The sequence below is a fragment of the Allobosea sp. P2_B12 genome, from assembly GCF_056404835.1.
In genome coordinates, this window is the sequence record NZ_JBFUDG010000001.1 from 749,250 (window position 1) to 771,622 (window position 22,373).

At 66.7% G+C, this 22,373-nt stretch carries 18 protein-coding genes; 14 read left to right on the forward strand and 4 right to left on the reverse strand.

Annotation, left to right across the window (positions count from 1 at the left end):
* Window positions 1-27: 27 nt before the first annotated feature.
* Complete coding sequence (locus AC1DYU_RS03645; RefSeq protein WP_476790441.1) at window positions 28-687, forward strand: aspartate/glutamate racemase family protein; 660 nt, start codon at window positions 28-30, stop codon at window positions 685-687.
* Between the two features lie 150 nt (window positions 688-837).
* Window positions 838-2,583: an ABC transporter ATP-binding protein gene (locus tag AC1DYU_RS03650; protein ID WP_476790442.1), complete on the forward strand. Its 1,746-nt coding sequence runs from the start codon at window positions 838-840 to the stop codon at window positions 2,581-2,583.
* Window positions 2,584-2,762: 179 nt separating this feature from the next.
* Here the strand turns inward: AC1DYU_RS03650 and AC1DYU_RS03655 are convergent, their stop codons facing one another.
* Both AC1DYU_RS03655 and AC1DYU_RS03660 read right to left on the reverse strand, forming a co-directional pair.
* Window positions 2,763-4,040, reverse strand: coding sequence for an amidohydrolase family protein (locus AC1DYU_RS03655; protein ID WP_476790443.1), 1,278 nt, complete (start codon window positions 4,038-4,040; stop codon window positions 2,763-2,765).
* A gap of 171 nt (window positions 4,041-4,211) precedes the next feature.
* Window positions 4,212-4,982, reverse strand: a complete 771-nt coding sequence (locus AC1DYU_RS03660; RefSeq protein WP_476790444.1) for a GntR family transcriptional regulator — start codon at window positions 4,980-4,982, stop codon at window positions 4,212-4,214.
* Between the two features lie 167 nt (window positions 4,983-5,149).
* Here AC1DYU_RS03660 and AC1DYU_RS03665 point away from each other — a divergent pair, with 167 nt between their 5' ends.
* From AC1DYU_RS03665 to AC1DYU_RS03675, 3 genes are read left to right on the forward strand one after another with little or no spacing between them, the layout of a single operon-like run.
* A complete protein-coding gene (locus tag AC1DYU_RS03665; RefSeq protein ID WP_476790445.1) occupies window positions 5,150-6,028 on the forward strand; it encodes an ABC transporter ATP-binding protein in 879 nt (292 codons plus the stop codon).
* 1 nt (window position 6,029) lies between these two features.
* The gene (locus tag AC1DYU_RS03670; protein ID WP_476790446.1) at window positions 6,030-6,806 is read left to right on the forward strand and encodes an ABC transporter permease; all 777 of its coding nucleotides are present in this window, start codon (window positions 6,030-6,032) and stop codon (window positions 6,804-6,806) included.
* A 32-nt stretch (window positions 6,807-6,838) separates the two neighbouring features.
* Window positions 6,839-7,879 carry an ABC transporter substrate-binding protein gene (locus AC1DYU_RS03675; protein WP_476790447.1) on the forward strand — a complete coding sequence of 347 codons (1,041 nt, stop codon included), beginning with the start codon at window positions 6,839-6,841 and terminating at the stop codon, window positions 7,877-7,879.
* A 6-nt stretch (window positions 7,880-7,885) separates the two neighbouring features.
* On the opposite strand, the gene AC1DYU_RS03680 is transcribed toward AC1DYU_RS03675, so the two are convergent.
* Both AC1DYU_RS03680 and AC1DYU_RS03685 read right to left on the reverse strand, forming a co-directional pair.
* Window positions 7,886-8,368, reverse strand: coding sequence for a GNAT family N-acetyltransferase (locus AC1DYU_RS03680; RefSeq protein WP_158486205.1), 483 nt, complete (start codon window positions 8,366-8,368; stop codon window positions 7,886-7,888).
* Window positions 8,368-8,646: a type II toxin-antitoxin system TacA family antitoxin gene (locus AC1DYU_RS03685; RefSeq protein ID WP_476790448.1), complete on the reverse strand. Its 279-nt coding sequence runs from the start codon at window positions 8,644-8,646 to the stop codon at window positions 8,368-8,370. Before AC1DYU_RS03685 ends, AC1DYU_RS03680 begins: the two co-directional genes overlap by 1 nt.
* 131 nt (window positions 8,647-8,777) lie before the next feature.
* Between AC1DYU_RS03685 and AC1DYU_RS03690 the strand changes: the two genes are divergently transcribed.
* The 9 genes from AC1DYU_RS03690 (at window position 8,778) to AC1DYU_RS03730 (ending at window position 22,333) form a co-directional block, all read left to right on the forward strand.
* Window positions 8,778-9,653 carry an ImuA family protein gene (locus AC1DYU_RS03690; protein ID WP_476790449.1) on the forward strand — a complete coding sequence of 292 codons (876 nt, stop codon included), beginning with the start codon at window positions 8,778-8,780 and terminating at the stop codon, window positions 9,651-9,653.
* Complete coding sequence (locus tag AC1DYU_RS03695) at window positions 9,559-11,106, forward strand: Y-family DNA polymerase (protein WP_476790450.1); 1,548 nt, start codon at window positions 9,559-9,561, stop codon at window positions 11,104-11,106. The genes AC1DYU_RS03690 and AC1DYU_RS03695 overlap by 95 nt, the downstream gene beginning before the upstream one ends.
* Window positions 11,103-14,648, forward strand: a complete 3,546-nt coding sequence (locus AC1DYU_RS03700; protein WP_476790451.1) for an error-prone DNA polymerase — start codon at window positions 11,103-11,105, stop codon at window positions 14,646-14,648. The genes AC1DYU_RS03695 and AC1DYU_RS03700 overlap by 4 nt, the downstream gene beginning before the upstream one ends.
* A gap of 220 nt (window positions 14,649-14,868) precedes the next feature.
* Window positions 14,869-16,521 (forward strand): ABC transporter substrate-binding protein, encoded by a 1,653-nt coding sequence (locus tag AC1DYU_RS03705; RefSeq protein WP_476790452.1) that lies wholly within the window; start codon window positions 14,869-14,871, stop codon window positions 16,519-16,521.
* A 165-nt stretch (window positions 16,522-16,686) separates the two neighbouring features.
* Window positions 16,687-18,285: an ABC transporter substrate-binding protein gene (locus AC1DYU_RS03710; RefSeq protein ID WP_476790453.1), complete on the forward strand. Its 1,599-nt coding sequence runs from the start codon at window positions 16,687-16,689 to the stop codon at window positions 18,283-18,285.
* A gap of 174 nt (window positions 18,286-18,459) precedes the next feature.
* Window positions 18,460-19,413, forward strand: coding sequence for an ABC transporter permease (locus tag AC1DYU_RS03715; protein ID WP_476790454.1), 954 nt, complete (start codon window positions 18,460-18,462; stop codon window positions 19,411-19,413).
* 1 nt (window position 19,414) lies between these two features.
* Window positions 19,415-20,308 (forward strand): ABC transporter permease, encoded by an 894-nt coding sequence (locus AC1DYU_RS03720; RefSeq protein ID WP_476790455.1) that lies wholly within the window; start codon window positions 19,415-19,417, stop codon window positions 20,306-20,308.
* Between the two features lies 1 nt (window position 20,309).
* Window positions 20,310-21,344, forward strand: coding sequence for an ABC transporter ATP-binding protein (locus AC1DYU_RS03725; RefSeq protein WP_476790456.1), 1,035 nt, complete (start codon window positions 20,310-20,312; stop codon window positions 21,342-21,344).
* Window positions 21,341-22,333 (forward strand): ABC transporter ATP-binding protein, encoded by a 993-nt coding sequence (locus AC1DYU_RS03730; RefSeq protein WP_476790457.1) that lies wholly within the window; start codon window positions 21,341-21,343, stop codon window positions 22,331-22,333. Before AC1DYU_RS03725 ends, AC1DYU_RS03730 begins: the two co-directional genes overlap by 4 nt.
* The last annotated feature ends 40 nt before the right edge of the window (window positions 22,334-22,373 follow it).

A 22,373-nucleotide genomic window follows, 5' to 3' on the forward strand; every position in this document is an offset into this window, starting at 1 on the left:
GCGCACTGCCACAACGGACCAGATCTCATGACCCGCCGCGCCCGCATCCTCGTGATCAATCCCAATTCCAACGAGGCGGTGACGGAAGGGCTGCGTCAGGCGGTGCTGCCGCTCTCCTATGCGGAGGGGCCCGAGATCATCTGCGAGACGCTGACCGAAGGCCCGTTCGGCGTCGAGACGCAGGAGCATGCCGAGAGCGTCACGATCCCCCTGCGCCGCAAGGTCGAGGCAGCCAACGACGTCGATGCCTTCGTCATCGCCTGCTATTCCGATCCCGGCCTCCACGTCGCGCGCGAGGGCACCTCGAGCCCGGTCTTCGGCATCGCCGAGAGCGGCGTGCTGACGGCGCTGGCCCGGGCCGACCGCTTCGGCGTCATCGCGATCAAGACCCGCTCGATCCCGCGCCATATCCGCTATCTCCGCCAGATGGGGCTGATGGACCGGCTTGCCGGCGAGCGGCCGCTGGAAATGTCGGTCGCCGAGACCGCCTCGGGCGACCGCACGCTGGAGCGCATGATCGCGATCGGGCGCGAGCTCAAGGAGATCGACGGCGCCGGCGCCATCGTCATGGGCTGCGCTGGCATGGCCCGTCATCGCCGGCCGCTGGAGCAGGAGCTCGGCATCCCCGTCATCGACCCGACGCAGGCCGCGGTCGCGATGGCGATCGGCACCATCGCCGTCAGGTAAAGCATACCACGACGTCATCCCGGGCTTGCCCCGGGATCCATCGTAAAGCTCCGGAGCCCTACGATGGATCCCGGATCGGCGCCGCTGACGCGGCTTGTCCGGAATGACGCAGTGGTTCCGTGCGAGCTATGCATGCTCTAAGAAGCCGCCATGCTGAAAGACTTCTTCGCCTATTATCGCCCGCACCGGACGCTGTTCCTGGTCGATTTCGGCTGCGCCGTCGTCTCGGGGCTGCTCGAACTCGGCTTCCCGATGGCGGTGAAGGCCTTCGTCGACCTCTTGCTGCCGCGCGGCGACTGGCCGCTGATCCTGATGGCGGGCACGGCGCTGCTGGTGGTCTACGCGGTCAACTCCGGCCTGATGGCGGTGGTGACTTATTGGGGTCACCGGCTCGGCATCAACATCGAGACGGAGATGCGCAGGCGCGCCTTCGATCATCTCCAGAAGCTCTCCTTCCGCTTCTATGACGAGCAGAAGACCGGCCATCTCGTCGCCCGCGTCACCAAGGATCTGGAAGAGATCGGCGAGGTCGCCCATCACGGCCCCGAAGACCTGTTCATCGCGATCATGACCTTCATCGGCGCCTTCCTGCTGATGCTGAGCGTGCATCCTCAGCTTGCTCTGATGACCGCGCTGATCGTGCCGCTCGCCGGCTTCATCGTGGCGCGTTACGGCGCTCGCATGGCGAACAACTGGCGCACCCAATTCGGCCGGGTCGGCGCCTTCAACGCCCGGCTGGAGGAGAACATCGGCGGCATGCGTGTGGTCCAGGCCTTCGCCAACGAGGCCCATGAGCGCGCGCTCTTCGCCGGCGACAACCAGCGCTACCGCACGACCAAGCTCGAAGCCTACCGCATCATGGCCGCGAGCCAGGCGGTGAACTATCTCGGCATGCGGATGGTCCAGCTCGCGGTGATGCTGGCGGGGACCTGGTATGTCGTGCAGGGCAGCCTGAGCGTGGGTGGCTTCGTCGGCTTCCTCTTGCTGGTCGGCGTGTTCTACCGCCCGCTCGACAAGATCTCCAACGTCATCGAGACCTATCCCAAAGGCATCGTCGGCTTCCGCCGCTATCAAGAGCTGCTGGCGACGGAGCCCGACATTGCGGACGCGCCGGACGCCATCGAGGCACCTGCGCTGAAAGGCGACATCCGCTTCGAGAGGGTCGATTTCGGCTATGCCCCGGGCAGGCCGGTGCTGGCCGGCATCGACCTCGCCATGGCCGCCGGGGAGACGGTGGCCTTTGTCGGTCCCTCGGGCGCCGGCAAGACGACGCTGCTCTCGCTGCTGCCGCGCTTCTACGAGATCGATGCGGGCCGCATCAGCGTCGACGGCCACGACATCCGCAGGCTGACGCTGGCCTCGCTGCGCCGCCAGATCGGGATCGTCCAGCAGGATGTCTTCCTTTTCGCCGGCACGATCCGCGAGAACATCGCTTATGGCCGTCTCGACGCGAGCGAGGACGAGATCACGGAAGCCGCGAGGCGCGCCCGGCTGGAGACGATGATCGCCGACCTCCCGGCCGGTCTCGACACGCTGATCGGCGAGCGCGGCGTCAAGCTCTCCGGTGGCCAGAAGCAGCGCCTCGCCATCGCCCGCATCTTTCTGAAGAACCCGCCGATCCTGATCCTCGACGAGGCGACCTCGGCGCTCGACACCGAGACCGAGGCCGCGATCCAGCAATCCCTGACCGAACTGGCGCAAGGCCGCACAACGCTCGTCATCGCCCATCGCCTAGCCACCATCCGGCACGCCGACCGCATCGTCGTGGTGACCCAGGCCGGCATCGCCGAGCAGGGCCGGCATGATGATCTGGTGCGGGCCGGCGGGCCCTATCAGGCGCTCCACGAAGCGCAGGTCGCGCCGCTGCGGCTGGCGATGGGTGACGCGGCCGAGTGATCCGGCGGGTTCTCCGTGAGGTACGGTCTTGCTGCGAAGACCGCCGGGTCGTCCCGGGCGGAGCGTAGCGGAGACCCGGGATCCATTCCGGAACATCTCCGATCAGGGTTCCTGCATGGATCCCGGATCGGCACCGCTTCGCGGCTTGTCCGGGATGACCGCGTCATTCTCTGCAAAGACTACGCCCGAAACGAAACGGTCCGAGGCTGAGCGACCTCGCGCGCCGGCGCATGAAGTTGCGCCGCCGGCCGCGAGAAGCTCTGCCGCCCCCGCTTGAAGCCCAACACCGGTTCGGCGATGCCGGCCAGCGCCTCGGCCGGCGTCGGCGCATCCAGCAAGATCAGGTCGGCCGGGTTGCCGATCACGATGCCGTAATCGGTCAGGTTCATCAACCGCGCCGGCAGCGTCGTCACCAGATCGATGCAGGCCGAAAAGCCCTCCGAGCCGACCTGCGCGACATTGGCGTAGAAATTCGCCATCCGCAGCAGCGAGGCATCGCCAAAGGGCGTGAACGGGTTCAGCACATTGTTGGTCGCGACCGAGCAGACCACGCCATGCTTCAGCAGCCGATGCGCCGGGGTCAGCCCGCGCGGCACGTCATGCGTCGCCTCGCGCCCCATCAGATAGAGATCGGTCGCGGGCAGCACCGTCACAGCGACGCCGGCCTGCGCCAGCCGTTCGGCGGCACGCGCGAAGGCGTCGGGCGGCAGCGCCGACAGCTTGGTGACATGGCCGATCGCGACGCGCCCGCCGAAGCCATGAACCTTCGTCTGCCTGCAGACCTCGTCGAGATGCATCCAGCTCGCGTCGAGATCGAAATCCAGATGGAAGTCGAGATCGACGTCGAAACGTGTAGCCAGTGCGAACAGCCGCTCGATCTGCCCATGCGGATCGGTGTCAGTATAAGGACAGCCGCCGAGTGCGTTGGCGCCGTCGCGCAGCGCGCGAACCAGCAGCTCCTCGGTGCCGGGATCGTTGGTCAGCCCCTCCTGCGGAAAGACGCAGATCGACAAGTCGATGCCCCAGGCGTAATCGCGCTTCAGGGTCTTCAACGCCTCGTAGCTGCGCGAGCCAGCGCGCGGATCGACTTCGACGTGGCTGCGCATCCGTGTCGTGCCCTTGCCGATTGCCCGCTCCAGCACCTGCGCGCCGCGCTCATACACATCCGCCACGGTGAAATCGTGCTTCATGGCTGAGACGGCGGTGATGGCTTCTTTCAGCCCGCCATGCAGATGGCCGCAGCGCCCGAGCAGGCAGGCCTTGTCGAGATGGACATGGCTGTCGACGAAGCCGGGCAGCACGGCGCGGCCCCCGATGACGATCTCGGGCGCATCGGCCACGAGGGCCGGCGCGATCGCCGCGAAGCGGCCACGCCGGACGCCGATATCGACCGGACGCTCATGGCCCGGGAGATGGGCCTGGCGGAAGATCAGGTCGAAGGCGGTGTCGCTTGGCATCGGCGTGAGGCAGTCATGGGTTGGGCAAGGTGGGTTCGCCCAGGAATGGCGCGTGGTTGCGTGCACGCCAGAGGGCAATCGAGCGAAAAATGTGCATGCACTTTGCGTGCCGCCGGTGCGGTCGCGCGGTGCAGGCTCAGGCCTTCGAACCGAAACGGTCGGCGAGGATCGTTACTCGGCGGCTTTCTGCCGGCTCAATGCGGGCGTCTTCGGCTTTGTCGGCGACAACGCCCGCGGCGCATCGGCATAGGGCGCCAGGATATCCATGATGTCCCGCCCGCGCGGCTTGGATTGCGCCACCAGCGCCCGGCTCGCGACGGAATCGAGGTGATGATGCATCAGCGACATCACCGTCTCCGCATCGCCGCTCGCCAGCGCGTCAATCAGCAAACGATGCTCGTTGATGGCGCATTCCGACGAGTGCGGCCTGCTGAACAGCGACAGCGTCAGGCAGCAGCGATAGGCGATCTCGCTGACATAGCGGATCAGGATCGGGCTCTGCGTCATGCTCGCGAGCAGGATGTGGAACTCGGTCGCAAGCCGGATCGAGATCGCATCGAGGCCGTTGCGGGCCTCATCCTCGGCATCGACATGGGCATGGAGCTGCGCGATCTGCGCCTTTGTCAGGCGTCCGGCGAGCTGCCGCACCACCAGCCGCTCCAGCTCGATGCGGATGTCGAAGGCGTCGCGCGCTTCCTGCCAGCTCGGCGTGGCGACGACGGCGATGCGGTTGCGGCGAAGCTCGACCAGCCCCTCGGCGGCGAGTTGCCCGAGCGCGTGGCGCGCGATCGTGCGGCTGACGCCGAAACGCTCGCCCAGCGCATCCTCGGGCAGCTTGGCGCCCGGCTCCAGCGCCTGCTCGATGATCGCGCGGCGCAGCGCCCGGCAGATCGTTCCGACCCGGTCCGTCGCAACGCGGCCCCGGTTCTCCTCACGCGCCATTGTTGAAATCCGAACTGCTGACGCCTCGTCTTAGCGCTTTCACAGGTGCCGCGGCAATCCGGCGGTCGCTGGAGGCGCAATCGGACGACATCGGGGGCGGGGCAGCGTCTATGCCGGATCGAATGCAATCTGGCATCAGCTTTGCATGCACTTTTATGATGATGAGCATGCACCAGCAACACGCTTTCTCCGATGCTGCGCCGGGTGCCACCCCGCCCGCGAGGGGCGAGCCGTTTGCGCCGGCGGTGGAGCTGTCGCAGGCCTGCGTCACCTTCGGACGTGGAGCAAATTCGGTACCGGCCCTGGCGCAGACGAGCCTGCGCATCGCCGAGGGCGAGTTCGTGGCGCTCGTCGGCCCCTCGGGCTGCGGCAAGTCGACCATCCTGCGCCTCGCCAGCGGGCTGGTGAAGCCGACTGCCGGCGTCGTCGTCGTCGGTGGCCGCGAGGTTGCAGCCAAGGCGCTGAGAATCGGCATGGCCTTCCAGAATCCGACCATGCTGCCCTGGTTGACGGTCGAGCGGAACATCATGCTGCCGCTGAAGATCGTGCAGCCATTTCGCTCGCAGTACGCGCGGGAGAAGAAGGGCGCCTTCCGCGACAAGGCGCATGCTTTGCTGGCGCAGGTCGGCCTCAAGGGCTTCGCGGGCAAATACCCCTGGCAGCTCTCGGGCGGCATGCTCCAGCGCGCCAATCTCTGCCGCGCCTTGATCCATGAGCCGAGCCTGCTGCTGCTCGACGAGCCCTTCGGCGCGCTCGACCAGTTCACCCGCGAGGAGCTCTGGGCGATCATGCAGGAGCTCTGGCTGGCGCATCGGCCGACCGTGCTGCTGGTGACCCACGATCTGCGTGAGGCCGGCTTCCTGGCGAGCCGCATCTGCGTGATGAGCGCGCGGCCCGGCCGCATCATCGATGACGCGGCGGTGGATTTCGCCCGCCCGCGCAGCATCGCCATGACCTTCGAGCCGGATTTCGTCGCGCTGAACCAGCGCCTGCGCGAACTCATCGTCGACGCCCGCGCCATCCCGCCCGCAGAGGAGAGCGCCTGAGATGACCAATCTCGCCTTGAGGCAGAAGCTCTGGTCGGCCGGGCTGATCGTCCTGTTTTTCGCCGGCTGGGAGGCCTTCTGTCTCATCTCCGGCATGTCGGATTTGATTCTGCCGCGCCCGAGCCAGGTCTTCGTTACACTCTGGCAGCGCATGCCGATCCTCTGGCCGCATATCCTGCAGACGCTGGGCACGACGATGACGGGCTTCGTGCTCGGGGTCGGGCTCGGTGTCGTGCTGGGCGCCGTCATCGGCGTCTCGCGCACGGCCTATGACACGGTCTACCCGCTGCTGATCGGCTTTTCCTCGATCCCCAAGGTCGCGGTCGTGCCGATCTTCGTGCTCTGGTTCGGCTCCGGCACGGTGCCGGCCGTGCTGACCTCGCTCTCGATCTGCTTCTTCCCGATCGTCGTGAACATCGCGACGGGGCTCGCCACCACCGAGCCGGAGATGGAGGACGTGCTGAAGGCGCTCGGGGCCAGCAAGTTCGACATCCTCTGGAATGTCGGCCTGCCGCGCACGATGCCGTTCTTCTTCGCCTCGCTGAAGGTCGCGATCACCTATGCCTTCGTCGGCACGGTGCTGGCCGAGACCGTCGCCTCCAATCGCGGCATCGGCAATGTGATGATGTCGGCCTCGTCCAACTTCAATGTACCGCTGGTCTTCGCAGGGCTGTTCATTCTCGCGGGGCTTGGCGTCGCGCTCTATGCCGCCTTCTCGCTGATCGAGGGCCGCGTCACCGGCTGGGCCACACGCAAGAACGATCTCATCGCCGCCTGAAGCTGAACCATCATCTCACCAGAGGGACCAAGATGCTGAAAAGACTCGCAGTCACGCTCATTGCCGGCATGACCTTCACAGGACTCGCCTTCACCGGCCTCGCCCAGTCGCAGGAGACCACGGTCAAGTTCACCTTGGGCTGGAAGACGCAAGGCTCGGACGCGGCCTTCTTTGTCGCCAGGGACAAGGGCTACTACAAGGCCGAAGGCCTCAACGTCGTCATCGACCAGGGCGAGGGCTCGGGCGCGACGGTCACCCGCATCATGGGCGGCGCCTATGACGCCGGCTTCGGCGACGTCAACGCCATCATCCAGAACGCTGCCGCCAAGCCGGGCGAGGCGCCGGTGATGGTCTATATGATCTGGAACCGCCCGCCCTTCGCGATCTCCAGCAAGAAGGCGACCGGCATCACCAAGCCCGGGGATCTCGAGGGCAAGACGCTGGGCGGTGCGCAGGGCACGCCGACGACCCGCCTGCTCGAGGTCTTCGCCCGCAAGAACGGGCTCGACATGGCCAAGATCAAGCTCTCGAACATGGCGCCCAACCTGCAGGAGCCGCTGCTGATCAAGGGCGATATCGACGGCGCGCTGGTCTTCAATATCACCAGCTATTTCAACCTCGTGCTCAACCGCCAGGATCCCGACAAGGACTTCAACTGGCTGACGTTCGGCGATTACGGGCTGGATCTCTATTCCAACGGCCTAATGGTCTCGCAGAAGCTGATCAAGGAGAATCCGAAGGCCGTCGCCGGGCTGGTGCGCGCCACCAACAAGGCGATGATCGAGATCGCCAGGGACCAGGCGCTCGGCATGAAGGCGGTGATGGCTTTCGACAATCTCGTCAACGAAGGCGTGGAGAAGCGCCGCCTGCAATACTCCTTCACCGAGCTGATGGTCTCGCCGGAGATGAAGGAGATCGGCGTCGGCGACACCAAGGACGACCGCATGGCCCGCGCCATCGGCATCATCGTCGAGGGCTACCAGCTCGCTCGTACGCCTGCGCCGGCCGAAATCTTCTCGCGCGCCTTCCTGCCGCCCAAGGCCGAGCGCGAGCTGGTCTATACGGCGAATTGACGACGCTCACGCCCGGCCGGCGATACTCATGACCAGTGTCATCGGGTTCGCCGATCCCGCCGTGAAGCCGTAGCGCTCGTAGAAGCGCTTGGCATCGTCGGAGAGCGCATGGACGAGAATGCCCCTGATGCCGAGGATCGCGGCGGCCTGATGGGTTCGCAGCACCGCGTCCTGGAGGATGGCCACACCGAGGCCGCGTCCCTGGACGCTGAGATCGACGGCAAGCCGTCCGATGATCGCCATGGGAATGGGATCGGGCATATTGCGTTTCAGCGGTCCCGGTGCCTCGATCGAGGCGAGAGCGCCGGAAGCGAGCGCATAATAGGCAAAAACCTGGCTTTTCTCGTCAGCGACGACATAGGTTCGCGAAGCGCCGCTGGCCTGATTGGTGCGAGCACGACGCTTGAGCCAATCGTCGAGGAGGGGAACGCCTGAGTTGAAGGCGTCGAGCAGATGGGCGTCTGCCAGGGGTGCAGGCGCTCGCAGCATCAGCCTTTCCAGGGCTTGTGTGCGGCCATGAGGCGCTCGAAACCATCGCCGCCGGGTGGCTGATCCAGCATCGTCAGAAAGTGAGCGTAGGTTGCCGGGTCGACGCGAATGAGCGCCTGATCGAGAATCGTGTCCTCAGCTGCTCGCCGGGCCGCGTCGATCATGAATTCTGATCGCGTCTTGCTGTGAGCGCGGGCTGCATGGTCGATGAGGTCCCGAACATCTTCCCTGATCCGCAGGTTCACGGCGCGAGTCACGGATTTGGAGGCAGGCTGCATGGGACAATCTCCTTTGTCGTCAGCATACACGATGTGTATCTGAATCTCCAAATCTCCTGCTTCCCAAGATGCCGACTCGCCTTCCGCCAAGGCTCGTTCTATAAAAGAACAAATACGGAACACGAGCTTCCATGCAGCCCCAACCGGACCCTTTCGCCCTGGCCGATCTGCGCCGCCATCTGGCGGAGGCGGCCCTGCGCTCCGCGCCGGCGGCGGTCGGGCAGGTCAGCTTCGGCGCGCCCGGTCTCGACGGGGCGCTGGGCGGCGGCATCGCGCGGGCGGCGCTGCATGAGGTCTATGCGCCCGCGACCGCCGACCTCGCTGCGGCGACGGGCTTTGCCGTGGGGCTGGCTATCCGGGCGGCCGGCCTGCGTCCGATTCTCTGGGTGCGGCAGGATGTCGTCGATGCCGAGACCGGCCGTTTGTATCCGCCGGGTCTGACCGAACTCGGGCTCGATCCCGGACGCATCCTGCTCGTGCGGGCGCGCGATGCCGAAGGGGTGCTTCGAGCCGGTTCGGAAGCCGCGCGTTGTTCGGCGCTGGGGGCGGTGCTGATCGAGCCCTGGGGGCAGCCGCGTCGGCTTGATCTGACCGCGAGCCGTCGCCTGTCGCTGGCAGCCGAGGGCTCGGGCGCGACGACGCTGCTGCTTCGGACCGCCGTGTCCCCGCAACCCAGCGCCGCTTCGACCCGCTGGCAGGTCGCGGCCCTGCCGTCGCGGGCACAGGAGGCGAATGCGCCGGGCGACCCGGCTTTCAGGATCACGCTGCTGCGCCATCGCGGCGGCCTGGGCGAACGTGAGTGGCGTGTGGAGTGGTGCCGTGACCGACAATCTTTCCAGGACAGCGAGTTCCGAGAGGAAGAGGCCGCAACAGGCCGTCCACCCAGCGCAAATCAGGACAGGGCCAGCCCCGATGCCGCGCCGCTATCTCGCAATGTGGTTTCCTTTCCTGCCGACAGACCGGCTGCGGCGGGAGGGGAGGATACCGACATCCGGCGCACCGGCTGACGCCCCGCCGGTCGTCGTCTTCGGAATACAGCGCAATGCGCTCCGTCTTGTCGATTGCGACCAGCGCGCGCTGGCGCTCGGCCTGACGCGGGACCTGACGCTGGCCGATGCGCGCGCCCGGATTCCGTCGCTGATCGCGATCGAGGCGCAGCCCGAGGCCGACGCGGCGCTGCTGGATCGGCTCGCGGCCTTTTGCGACCGCTTCACGCCGCTGGTCGCGCTCGATTGGCCCTGCGGGCTGATGCTCGACATCACCGGCTGCGCCCATCTCTTCGGCGGCGAGGCGGCGCTGCATGGCGTCATTGCCAGATGGATGCGGGTAGGGGGGCTCGCGATCCGCGCCGCCATCGCGGGGACGCCCGAAGCGGCCCATGCGCTGTCGCGCTTCGGAGCCGGCGGCATCGTCCCGGTGGGGCAGGACGAGGCCATGCTGCGCCCGCTGCCGGTCGCGGCGCTGGAACTGACGGCCGAGACGGTGATCGCGCTGTCGCGGGCCGGGCTGAAGACGCTGGCCGACCTTGACGATCGCCCATCCGTCGCCCTGTCCGCGCGTTTCGGCGCTGAACTGACTGTCAAGCTGCGGCGCACGCTGGGGCGGGAGGATGCGCGCATCACACCCTTGCGCCCGCCGCCGGCCTGCGTCGTCGAGCGCCATTTCGCCGAACCCATGCTCGACAAGGAGGGTCTTGAGGATGTGATCGCGCGGCTGATCGCCGAGGCCGGACGCGTGCTCGAACAGCGCGGCGAGGGCGGGCGGGCCTTCGAGGTCAGCTTCTTTCGCAGTGACGGCGCGGTCCGGCGATTGATTGTCGAGACCGGGCGGCCCTCGCGCGATGCGAAGGCGATCCTGCGGCTCTGGCGCGAGCGCGTCGATACGCTGGCCGATCCGCTCGATCCTGGCTTCGGCTTCGATGCGGTCAGGCTCGCCGTGCCGGTCTGCGAGCCGCTCGACACCCATCAGCCAAGCCTCGACAGGCGCGCCGTCGAGGACGAGGCGGTGGCCGATCTCGTCGACCGGCTGGTCGCCCGCTTCGGTCGCGACCGGGTGTTGCGTTTCGTGGCGCAGGATACGCACCACCCCGTGCGCGCGGCGAAGGCGATATCGGCGGCGCTCCCGGCTTCGACGATCGCCTGGCCGGCACCGGAGCCGCATGAACCGCCGACACGGCCGCTCCAGCTGTTCGAGCCGCCCCAGCCGGTGGAAGCGATCGCCGAAGTGCCGGACGGCCCGCCGATCCGCTTCCGCTGGCGGCGCCTGATCCATGACGTCGCCCGTGCCGAGGGGCCCGAACGCATCGCGCCGGAATGGTGGCGCGACGGTTCGCCCGAGCCGATGCGCGACTATTACCGCGTCGAAGATGCGCAAGGGCGCCGCTTCTGGCTCTTCCGCATCGGCTTCCACGAGCCGGAACAGGCCCCGCCGCGCTGGTTCCTGCACGGGCTCTTCGCATGATCCAGAATCAGAGCCCCTTTTCCGAACTTGTTGCCGCGACGAATTTTTCATTCCTGCGCGGCGCTTCGCCCGGCCCCAATCTGGTGCTGACGGCGCTGCTGCTCGGCCATGCCGGCCTCGGCATTGCCGACCGCAACACGGTGGCCGGCGTCGTGCGGGCCTGGAGCGCTTTGAGAAGTCTGCGTGAGGACGGCCAGCCAACTCCCGAGAGGATCAGGGAAGGCGGCAGCCCCGGCGAATATATCTGGATCGAGAACCCGGCTTTTGCCGAACTGTCTCTGACGCGTGAGCATGTGCAGGGCATGGCGAAGGCCTTCAAGCTCGCGGTCGGCAGCCGCCTCGTCTTCGCCGACGGCACGCCCGACATCGTCGCCTATCCGGCTAACCGTGACGGCTGGGGCAGGCTTTGCCGGCTGCTCAGCCATGGCAATCTCAAGGAAGGGGTGAAGAAGGGCGAATGCCGCCTTGTCCTCGACGATCTGCTCGCCGATGCGCGCGACCTCCTGCTGATCCTGATGCCGGGGCGCAGCCTCGACGCCCTGCCGGCGCTGCTCGCCCGGCTCGACGATGCCGCGCCGGGCGCGATCTGGCTGGGCGCCAGCATGCATCGCCGCGGCGACGACCGCCGCCGCCTTGCGCGCCTGAAGGCGATCGCGGCTGCGACCCGCACGCCGCTGCTGGCGACCAATGACGTCCTCTACGACGCACCCGAGCAGCGCGACCTGCAGGATGTGCTGACCTGCATTCGCGAGGGCGTCTCGATCGAGCGGGCAGGGCGCCTGCTCGAGGCCAATGCCGAGCGCCATCTCAAAATGGCGCAGGAGATGGCGCGACTGTTCCGCGATGCGCCCGAAGCCATCGCCGAGACGCAGCATTTGATGAGTCGCATCGAGTTCGATCTCGAACAGCTCGAATACGAATATCCCGACGAGCCTGTCCCGCCCGGCTGGAACGATCAGGCCTGGCTCGAGGAACTGGTCCGCCGCTGCAGCGAGATCCGTTATCCAGACGGTGTGCCGCCGAAGGTGCGCGATCTGCTGCGGAAGGAGTTCGAGTTGATCGCGAAACTGAACTACGCCCGCTATTTCCTCACCATCCGCCAGATCGTCGAATTCGCCCAGAAGGAAGGCATCCTTTGCCAGGGTCGGGGCTCGGCCGCCAATTCCGCCGTCTGCTATGTGCTCGGCATCACCGCCGTCGATCCGGCCGAGAGTGACGTGCTGTTCGAGCGCTTCCTCTCCACCGAGCGCAAGGAGCCGCCCGATATCGACGTCGATTTCGAGCATGAGCGGCGCGAGGAGGTGATCCAGTGGATCTATGAGAAATATGGTCGCCACCGCGCCGGCATCGCCGCGACCGTGATCCGCTACCGGCCGCGCAGCGCCATCCGCGATGTCGGCAAGGCGCTGGGTTTGACCGAGGACGTCACCGCCCGCATCGCCGATACGCAATGGGGCAGTTGGGGCACCGAGATCGGCGACGACCGGGTGCGTCAGGCCGGGCTCGATCCGACCAATCCGACAGTGCGCCGCGCCGTCGATTTCGCCATTCGCCTGCTCGGCTTCCCCCGCCATCTCTCGCAGCATGTCGGCGGCTTCGTGCTGGCACGCGGACGCCTCGACGAGATGGTGCCGATCGGCAATGCCGCGATGGCCGACCGCACCTTCATCGAATGGGACAAGGACGACATCGACGAGCTCAAGCTGATGAAGGTCGACGTGCTCGCGCTCGGCATGCTGACCTGCATCCGCAAGGCCTTCGATCTGCTGCGCGAGCACGAGGGCAAGGATCTCGGCCTTGCCGATGTGCCCAAGGATGATGCCGCGACCTACGATATGCTCTGCGAGGGCAAGTCGCTCGGCGTCTTCCAGGTGGAGAGCCGCGCGCAGATGAATATGCTGCCGCGCCTAAAACCGAGAAAGCTTTACGACCTCGTCATTCAGGTCGCCATCGTCAGACCCGGTCCGATCCAGGGCAACATGGTCCATCCCTATCTGAAGCGCCGGGCCGGGCTGGAGGAGGTGACCTATCCGGCTCCCTCACCGGAGCATGGAGACGAGAACGAACTCTTTGAGGTTCTGAACAAGACGGAAGGGGTGCCGCTTTTCCAGGAGCAGGCTATGCGCCTCGCCATGGTCGCGGCGAAATTCTCCGACATCGAGGCGAATGGCCTGCGCCGCGCCATGGCGACCTTCCGCAATGTCGGCACCATCGGCCTGTTCGAGACGAAGATGGTCGAGAGGATGGTGGCGCGCGGCTATGAGCGCGATTTCGCCCAGCGCTGCTTCGACCAGATCAAGGGCTTCGGCAGCTACGGCTTCCCCGAAAGCCACGCCGCCTCCTTCGCCAAGCTGGTCTATGTCTCTTCGTATCTGAAGAAGCACCATCCGGCTGCGTTCGCCTGCGCGCTGCTAAATTCGCAGCCGATGGGTTTCTACGCCCCGGCCCAGATCGTCCGTGAGGCGCAGGAGAACGGTGGCGTTGAGCCGCGCGTGGTCGATGTGAATTTCAGTGGGTGGGACAATGCGTTGGAGAGAGTCGACGACTTTGAAAGAAAAGGCGCCGTCATCCCGGACGCAGCGAAGCGGAGATCCGGGATCCATTCCGGAGCATTTGCAGGTGAGGTTCCGGAATGGATCCCGGGTCTCCCTTCGGTCGCCCGGGATGACCGCGCGGTTTTTGATGCTGCCATTAGAAGCGGAGGGGGGAGCAAGGAAACCTCCCCCTTCGCGCTTCGTCTCGGCTTCCGCCAGATCGACGGCTTCCAGGAGGAGTGGGGCAAGCGACTCGAAGCCGCCCGTGGCGCGGGGTACCGCGATGTCGAGGAGCTGATGCGCCGTGCCGCACTTCCGGGCCGCGCCATGCGGCTGCTGGCCGATGCCGACGCCTTCCGTTCGATGGGGCTCGACCGCCGCGAGGCGCTCTGGGCGGTGCGCCGGCTGCCGGATGACGAGGCGCTGCCGTTGTTTTCCGCTGCGCAGGCGCGCGAGCTCGGCGAGGAGCCGGCCATGGCGTTGCCCGTCATGCCGCTGCCGCAGCAGATCGTCGCCGACTACCAGACGGTGCGGCTCTCCCTGAAGGGGCACCCGATGGGCATGCTGCGGCCGATCTTCCGACGCGACGGCGTGCTGAGCTGCGCCGAGCTCGACGGCCGGCCCGATGCGAGCTGGGCCCGGACGGCCGGCGTCGTGCTGGTGCGCCAGCGGCCGGGCAACGGCAAGGCGATCTTCATCACGCTGGAGGACGAGACCGGCATCGCCAACATCCTGCTCTGGGCGCGGCTGTTCGAGCGCTTCCGGCGCGAGGTGATGAGCGGGCGGCTGCTGCAGATCGAAGGCCGCGTGCAGAAGAGCCCGGAAGGCGTGGTGCATTTGATGGGGCAGCGCGTCGTCGATCGCACGGCCGATCTTGCCGGTCTCTCCGACACGCATCGCACAGAGATCGCGCTGGCGCGGGCCGACGAGATCCGCAACCCGCCGCCGCCGCGCGGACGGCATCCCCGCAATGTCCGTATCCTGCCGAAGTCGCGCGATTTCCACTGATCTGCCGTGCACGTAGTCAGTTTGCCTGAATTATAAGCACAAAGAGGCGCGTCGCATACGCAGCGCGCCTGTGCGGCCATATGCCGGGCAGCAGGCGGCGTTGCGTCATCCCAAAGTGCTAGTCGTACGACCTTGGTCTGGCATGCGCGTTGCTAACCTCCGCGCTGCCGCGGCCAAACCTCCAAGCAGAGGCCGCCGGCCAATCATAGGGAGAACAACCGTGTCCGCATCCCATTTCACCCGCTCCGTCCTTCTCGGCCTGGGCCTTTCGACCGCGCTCGCGACGGCTGCGCTCGCCCAGGAGAAGGTCCTGCGCATCGGCATGACGGCGGCGGACATTCCGCGCACCCATGGCCAGCCGGACCAGGGCTTCGAGGGCAATCGCTTCACCGGCATCCCGATGTATGACGCGCTCACCCATTGGGACCTGTCCTCGGCGGAGAAGGCCAGCGTCGTCATTCCCGGCCTCGCCACGGAATGGGCGGTCGATGCGACAGACAAGACCAAATGGACCTTCAAGCTGCGTCCGGGCGTCAAGTTCCAGGACGGTTCGGCCTTCGATGCCGCCGCCGTCGTCTGGAACGTCGACAAGGTCCTGAACAAGGAAGCCGCCCATTTCGCGCCCGATCAGATCGGCGTCACCGTCTCGCGCATGCCGACGCTGAAGACCGCCAAGGCCATCGATCCGCTGACGGTCGAGCTGACGACGAGCGAGCCCGACGCCTTCCTGCCGATCAACCTGACCAACCTCTTCATCGTCTCCCCGACGCATTGGGCCGCCAAGCTTGCCGCGGTGCCGGCCTCGGTCACCGATCCGGCCGAGCGCGCCAAGCAGGCCTGGGCCGCCTTCTCGGCCGATCCGTCCGGCACCGGCCCGTTCAAGGGCGTCAAGCTGTCGCCGCGCGAGCGCTTCGAGATGGTCGCCAACAAGACCTATTGGGACCCCAAGCGCGTGCCGAAGATCGACCGCGTCGTGCTGGTGCCGCTGCCGGAGGCCAATGCCCGCACCGCAGCCCTGCTATCGGGCCAGGTCGACTGGATCGAGTCGCCTTCGCCGGATGCCGTGCCGCAGATCAAGCAGCGCGGCTTCACCGTCTACACCAACGCCCAGCCGCATGTCTGGCCCTGGCAGCTCTCCTTCGCCGAGGGCTCGCCCTGGGTCGACATCAAGGTGCGTCACGCCGCCAATCTCTGCGTCAATCGCGAGGAGCTGAAGACGCTGCTCGGAGGGCTGATGGAGATCCCCAAGGGCACCGTGCCGCCCGGCCATCCCTGGTGGGGCAATCCGAAGTTCGACATCAAATATGATCTCGCCGCGGCCAAGAAGCTGATGACGGAAGCCGGCTATTCGGCATCCAAGCCGGCAAAGGTGAAGGTGCTGACCTCGGCCTCGGGCTCCGGCCAGATGCAGCCCTTGCCGATGAACGAGTTCATGCAGCAGGCGCTGAAGGACTGCTTCTTCGACGTCGCGCTCGAGGTCGGCGAGTGGAACGCCGTCTTCACCAACTGGCGCGAAGGCGCCAAGCACGCCAATGCGCGCGGCGCCAACGCCACCAACGTCACCTTCGCGGCGATGGACCCGTTCTTCGCCATGGTCCGCTTCACCTCGACCAAGACGTTTCCGCCGGTCTCCAACAACTGGGGTTATTTCGGCAATGACGAGTTCGACAAGCTGATCGCCGACGCCCGCACCACCTTCGAGGGCACGGCCCGCGACGCGGCGCTGGCCAAGCTCCATGCCCGCATCGTCGAGGAAGCGCCCTTCGTCTGGGTTGCCCATGACGTCGGCCCGCGTGCGATGAGCACCAAGGTCAAGGGCGTGGTCCAACCGAAGAGCTGGTTCATCGACCTGGCTCCGATGTCGATGGAGTGACGAGCCGGGCGTCATTCTCGGGCGGTGCGAAGCACCGACCCGAGAAGCTCCTGCCGAAGATGCTCGGGTCAAGCCCGAGCATGACGTCTGCGCTCGCGGCGGCGCCATCTGCTGGCACAGCCCTTGCGAGCCAGCTTTGAAACCGTCCAATTCCGGAGTTCGTCGATGATCCGTTCCGTTCTCGCCCTGACGCTTGCTGCCGGCGTCTCTCTGTTTGCGGCGTCGGCATCGGCCCAGGGCACGCTGCGCATCGGCATGACGGCCTCCGATATCCCGCTGACCACCGGCCAGACCGACCAGGGCGGCGAGGGCATGCGCTTCATGGGCTATACGGTCTATGACGGGCTCATCAACTGGGACCTCAGCAAGGCCGACAAGGCCTCCGATCTCGTGCCCGGCCTCGCGACGAGCTGGTCGATCGATGCGACCGACAAGACCAAATGGACCTTCGTCCTGCGCGAGGGCGCGAAGTTCCATGACGGTTCGGAGTTCACCGCCGATGCCGTGGTCTGGAACCTTGACAAGCTCTTGAAGAACGATGCCCCGCAGTTCGATCAGCGCCAGGCGGCGCAGGGCCGCTCCCGCATCCCGGCGGTCGGCAGCTACAAGGTCATCGACAAGTACAAGGTCGAGATCACCACCAAGACGCCCGATGCGACGCTGCCCTACCAGCTCGCCTGGGTGATGATGTCCTCGCCGGCGCAGTGGGAGAAGCTCGGCAAGAGCTGGGAGGCCTTCGCCAAGACGCCGTCGGGCACTGGGCCCTGGCAGCTCACCGCCTTCCAGCCGCGCGAGCGCGCCGAACTTTCGCCGTTCCCCGGCTATTGGGACAAGGCGCGCGTGCCCAAGCTCGACAAGATGGTGCTGCTGCCGTTGCCCGAAGCCAATGCCCGCGCCGCCGCGCTGCGGGCCGGGCAGGTCGACTGGATCGAGGCGCCGTCGCCCGACATGGTGCCCTCGCTGACCAGCGCCGGCTTCAAGATCGTCACCAACGCCTATCCGCATAACTGGACCTGGCACCTCTCGCGGGCCGAGGGCTCGCCCTGGAACGACATTCGCGTCCGCAAGGCCGCCAACCTCGCCGTCGACCGCCAGGGCCTGAAGGAACTGCTCAGCGGCCTGATGATCCCGGCCGAGGGCTTCTATCCACCTGGCCACCAGTGGTTCGGCAATCCGGGCTTCAAGCTGAAATACGATCCGGCCGGGGCCAAGAAGCTCCTCGCCGAGGCCGGCTTCTCGCCCGCCAAGCCCGTGACGACCAAGATCCTGATCGCGCCGTCGGGCTCGGGCCAGATGCAGCCGCTGCCGATGAACGAGTTTGTCCAGCAGAACCTCGCCGAGGTCGGAATCAAGATCGACTTCGAGGTCGTCGAGTGGAACACGCTGATCAACATCTGGCGGGCCGGCGCCAACCATGAATCGTCGCGCAAGGCGACAGGGATGAACTACACATATTTCATCCAGGATCCCTTCACCGGCCTGATTCGCCACCTCCAGTGCAACCTCCAGCCGCCGGCCGGCACCAATTGGGGCATGTATTGCGATCCCGAGATGGACAAGCTGTTCGAGCAGGTCCGCAACACCTTCGACCCTGCGGCGCAGACCAAGGTGCTTCAGAAGATCCACGAGAAATATGTCGACGAGGCGCTGTTCCTGATGGTGACGCATGACGTCAATCCCCGCGCGATGAGCCCGAAGGTGCAGGGCTTCGTCCAGGCGCAGAACTGGTTCCAGGACTTCTCGTCGATCACCATGGCGAAGTGAGGGGATGATGCGCGGGCGACGCTACGCTGTCATTCCGGGGCATCGCGCAGCGATGAACCCGGAACCCACGACCGGGCGAGCCCTGCTTCCGTTGCCTCGCTCGAACGGAGCGCCTGGTCGTGGGTTCCGGGTTCGCGGCTGCGCCGCGCCCCGGAATGACAGGCGGGATCTTCCATGCTGAGCTATCTCGCCAAGCGCATCCTCTACGTCCTGCCGGTCGCCTTCGGCGTGAGCGTGTTTTGCTTCCTGCTCGTCCACATCGCGCCGGGCGACCCGCTGACCTCGGTGCTGCCGCCCGATGCCTCGCAGGCGATGCAGGATGAATTGCGCAAGATCTACGGCTTCGACCGGCCGCTGCCGGTGCAGTTCGGCCTCTGGCTCCTGAAGGCGCTGCAGGGCGATCTCGGCACCTCGATCGCCACGGGGCGTCCCGTCGCGGCCGAGGTCTGGCGGGCCGTGGGCAATACGCTGCTGATCGCGCTGCTGGCGACGGTGATCGGCTTCCTGCTCGGCTCGTTCTTCGGCTTCGTGGCCGGCTATTTCCGCGGCTCCTACCTCGACAAATTCGCCTCGATGCTGGCGGTGCTCGGCGTCTCCGTGCCGCATTACTGGCTCGGCATGGTGATGGTGATCGTGTTCTCGGTGCAGCTCGGCTGGCTGCCGCCGGGCGGCGCGGGGCCGGGCGGCTCGGCTGCCTGGATCTGGAACTGGGAGCATGTCAGCTACATGATCCTGCCGGCGATCACGATGTCGGTGATCCCGATGGGCATCATCGCCCGCACGGTGCGGGCGCTGGTCGCCGACATCCTCAACCAGGAGTTCGTGCCGGCGCTGCGGGCCAAGGGCCTGATGGATTTCGGCGTGTTCAAGCATGTCGTCAAGAATGCCGCACCGACAGCGCTCGCCGTGATGGGCCTCCAGCTCGGCTATCTGCTTGGCGGCTCGATCCTGATCGAGACGGTGTTCTCCTGGCCCGGCACCGGCTTCCTGCTCGGCAACGCCATCTTCCAGCGCGACTTGCCGCTGCTGCAGGGCACGATCCTGGTCCTGGCGATGTTCTTCGTCGGCCTGAACGTCCTCGTGGACATCCTGCAGGGTCTGCTCGACCCGCGCGTCAGGAGGCGCTGAGATGACCGCGATCACCGAAGCCGCCGCCCCGATCGTCGTGCCGCCGCTGGCGAAGTCGCCGGGCTACTGGGCCGGCGTCTTCAGGCGCTTCAAGAAAGACAAGGTCGCGGTCTTCGCCGGTCTCGTCGTGCTGGCGATCATCCTGATGGCTGTCTTCGCCGATTATGTCGCGCCGGCCGACCCGACCCGCTCCTCGATGCTGCGGCGCCTGCGTCCGATCGGTACGCCGGGCTATCCGCTGGGCGCCGACGAACTCGGTCGCGACATGCTCTCGCGCCTGATCCATGGCGCCAGGCTGTCGCTGTTCATGGGTGTGGTGCCGGTCTTCATCGCCTTCGTCTTCGGCTCGGTGATCGGCGTCGCGGCCGGCTTCTTCGGCGGCAAGTTCAACACCATCACCATGCGCACGGTCGATGTCTTCTACGCCTTCCCCTCGGTCTTGCTCGCGATCGCGCTGTCGGGCGCGATGGGCGCCGGCATCGCCAACTCCTTGCTTTCGCTGACCATCGTCTTCATCCCGCCGATCGCCCGCATCGCCGAAAGCGTGACGACGCAGGTACGCGGCATGGACTATGTCGAGGCCGCCCGCGCCAGCGGCGCCAACGCCCTGACGATCATCCGCGTGCATGTGCTCGGCAATGTGCTCGGGCCGATCTTCGTCTATGCGACCAGCCTGATCTCGGTCTCGATGATCCTGGCCTCGGGCCTCTCCTTTCTCGGTCTCGGCACCAAGCCGCCGACGCCGGAATGGGGCCTGATGCTGAACACGCTGCGCACCGCCATCTATGTGCAGCCCTGGGTCGCGGCGCTGCCGGGCGCTGCGATCTTCATCACCTCGATCTCGTTCAACCTGCTCTCCGACGGTCTGCGCTCGGCGATGGACGTGAAGGGCTGACATGGCACTCGAAACTCATCCCGATCGCGGCGGCCCCGGGACGCCGCTGCTGCAGGCGAAAACCCTGACCAAGCATTTCCCGCTCGGCGGCGGCGCGGTGGTGCGCGCCGTCGATGGTGTCGATTTCGCGGTGATGAAGGGCGAGACGCTCGGCGTCGTCGGCGAATCCGGCTGCGGCAAGTCGACCACGGCGCGTGTCGTCATGCAGCTCATTCCGCAGGACAAGGGCGAGATGCTGTTCGACGGCGAGATCGTCGGCGGCCAGGCCTTGACGCTGAAGGAATACCGCCGCCAGGCGCAGATGGTCTTCCAGGACTCATACGCCTCGCTCAATCCGCGCCTGACCATCGAGGATTCGATCGCCTTCGGCCCGACCGTCCATGGCGTCTCGAAGGCGGCCGCGATCCTCAAGGCGCGCGACCTGCTCCAGCGCGTCGGCCTCGATCCGGCGCGTTTCGCCGCGCGCTACCCGCATGAGCTGTCCGGCGGCCAGCGCCAGCGCGTCAACATCGCCCGCGCGCTCGCTTTGGGTCCACGCCTCGTCATCCTCGACGAGGCGGTCTCGGCTCTCGACAAATCGGTCGAGGCGCAGGTGCTGAATCTCCTCGCCGATCTGCGCGAGGAGTTCGGCCTGACCTACATCTTCATCAGCCACGATCTCAACGTCGTCCGCTTCATCAGCGACCGCGTCATGGTGATGTATCTCGGCGAGGTCGTGGAGATCGGCCCGGTCGAGGAGCTCTACAACGATCCGCGCCACCCCTATACCAAGGCGCTGCTCTCGGCGATGCCGTCGATGGACCCGGACAACCGCACCATGGAGGCGCCGCTCACCGGCGATCCGCCCAACCCGATCAACCCGCCCGAGGGCTGCCGCTTCCATCCGCGCTGCCCGCAGGCCCAGACCGTCTGCTCCAAGGTGAAGCCGGCGCTCGTCGTGACCGCCAGCGAGGACGGCACGCGCCGCGCCGCCTGCCATATGGAGATTCCCGGCTCCGGCCATAGCCGCGCGCCCAGCCTGGAGGCCGCCGCGTGAGCACTCTCGTCGCCCAGCCTCTCGTCGCGATCGAGAACCTGACCGTGCGCTTTCGCGGCGCCCAGACGGTCCATGCCGTCAACGGCGTCTCGCTGGCGCTGGAGCCGGGCAAGGTGCTCGGCATCCTCGGCGAATCCGGCTCGGGCAAGAGCGTCACGCTGAAGACGCTGCTGCGCCTTCTGCCCGAGAGCCGCACCGATATCGGCGGTTCGGTCCGCGTCGATGGCCGCGACGTGCTGGCGCTGAACCCGCAGGATCTCTCGGATTATCGCGGCGCCGTCACCTCGATGATCTTCCAGGACCCGGCACTGGCGCTCGACCCGGTCTACACCGTCGGCGAGCAGATCGCCGAGGCGATCGTCCGGCACGAGAAGCTGTCGCGGAAGGCGGCGATGGCGCGCGCGCTCGAACTGCTCGAACTCGTTCGCATTCCCTCGCCTGCGCGCCGGCTCAAGGCTTATCCCCACGAGATGTCGGGCGGCATGCGCCAGCGTGCCATGATCGCGCTCGCGCTCGCCGCCCGGCCCAAGCTGCTGCTCGCCGACGAGCCGACGACGGCGCTCGACGCCACCGTGCAGATCCAGATCCTGCTGCTGCTGCGCCAGCTTCAGCGCGACCTCAACATGGGCATGCTCTTCGTCACCCACGACATCGGCGTCTCGGTCGAGGTCTCGGACCGGCTGGCGGTGATGTATGCCGGCCAGATCGTCGAGACCGGCACGGTGCGCGAACTGATCCGCGATCCGCAGCACCCCTACACCAAGGGCCTGCTCGCCGCGAACCTGCACGGCGCCAGGAAAGGCGAGCGGCTGGAGGCGATCCCCGGCGCGCCGCCGGCGCTGAACGAGCCGCCCAACGCCTGCTCCTTCGCGCCGCGCTGCAAATTCGTTCAGGAGCGCTGCCGGGCGGCGCTGCCACCGGCGGTTCAGCTCGGCGAGGGCAGGGTGGTACGCTGCGTGCTCGCCGAGGACGCGCTGGCGGCGGCGTGAGGCCAAATCCGTTCAAATCACCCACGGCGTCATCCTGGAC

Coding starts and splice junctions, on each gene's coding strand:
- AC1DYU_RS03645 (WP_476790441.1), top strand. CDS start 28: ATGACCCGCCGCGCCCGCATCCTCGTGATCAATCCCAATTCCAACGAG.
- AC1DYU_RS03650 (WP_476790442.1), top strand. CDS start 838: ATGCTGAAAGACTTCTTCGCCTATTATCGCCCGCACCGGACGCTGTTC.
- AC1DYU_RS03655 (WP_476790443.1), bottom strand. CDS start 4,040: ATGCCAAGCGACACCGCCTTCGACCTGATCTTCCGCCAGGCCCATCTC.
- AC1DYU_RS03660 (WP_476790444.1), bottom strand. CDS start 4,982: ATGGCGCGTGAGGAGAACCGGGGCCGCGTTGCGACGGACCGGGTCGGA.
- AC1DYU_RS03665 (WP_476790445.1), top strand. CDS start 5,150: ATGCACCAGCAACACGCTTTCTCCGATGCTGCGCCGGGTGCCACCCCG.
- AC1DYU_RS03670 (WP_476790446.1), top strand. CDS start 6,030: ATGACCAATCTCGCCTTGAGGCAGAAGCTCTGGTCGGCCGGGCTGATC.
- AC1DYU_RS03675 (WP_476790447.1), top strand. CDS start 6,839: ATGCTGAAAAGACTCGCAGTCACGCTCATTGCCGGCATGACCTTCACA.
- AC1DYU_RS03680 (WP_158486205.1), bottom strand. CDS start 8,368: ATGCTGCGAGCGCCTGCACCCCTGGCAGACGCCCATCTGCTCGACGCC.
- AC1DYU_RS03685 (WP_476790448.1), bottom strand. CDS start 8,646: ATGCAGCCTGCCTCCAAATCCGTGACTCGCGCCGTGAACCTGCGGATC.
- AC1DYU_RS03690 (WP_476790449.1), top strand. CDS start 8,778: ATGCAGCCCCAACCGGACCCTTTCGCCCTGGCCGATCTGCGCCGCCAT.
- AC1DYU_RS03695 (WP_476790450.1), top strand. CDS start 9,559: ATGCCGCGCCGCTATCTCGCAATGTGGTTTCCTTTCCTGCCGACAGAC.
- AC1DYU_RS03700 (WP_476790451.1), top strand. CDS start 11,103: ATGATCCAGAATCAGAGCCCCTTTTCCGAACTTGTTGCCGCGACGAAT.
- AC1DYU_RS03710 (WP_476790453.1), top strand. CDS start 16,687: ATGATCCGTTCCGTTCTCGCCCTGACGCTTGCTGCCGGCGTCTCTCTG.
- AC1DYU_RS03715 (WP_476790454.1), top strand. CDS start 18,460: ATGCTGAGCTATCTCGCCAAGCGCATCCTCTACGTCCTGCCGGTCGCC.
- AC1DYU_RS03720 (WP_476790455.1), top strand. CDS start 19,415: ATGACCGCGATCACCGAAGCCGCCGCCCCGATCGTCGTGCCGCCGCTG.
- AC1DYU_RS03725 (WP_476790456.1), top strand. CDS start 20,310: ATGGCACTCGAAACTCATCCCGATCGCGGCGGCCCCGGGACGCCGCTG.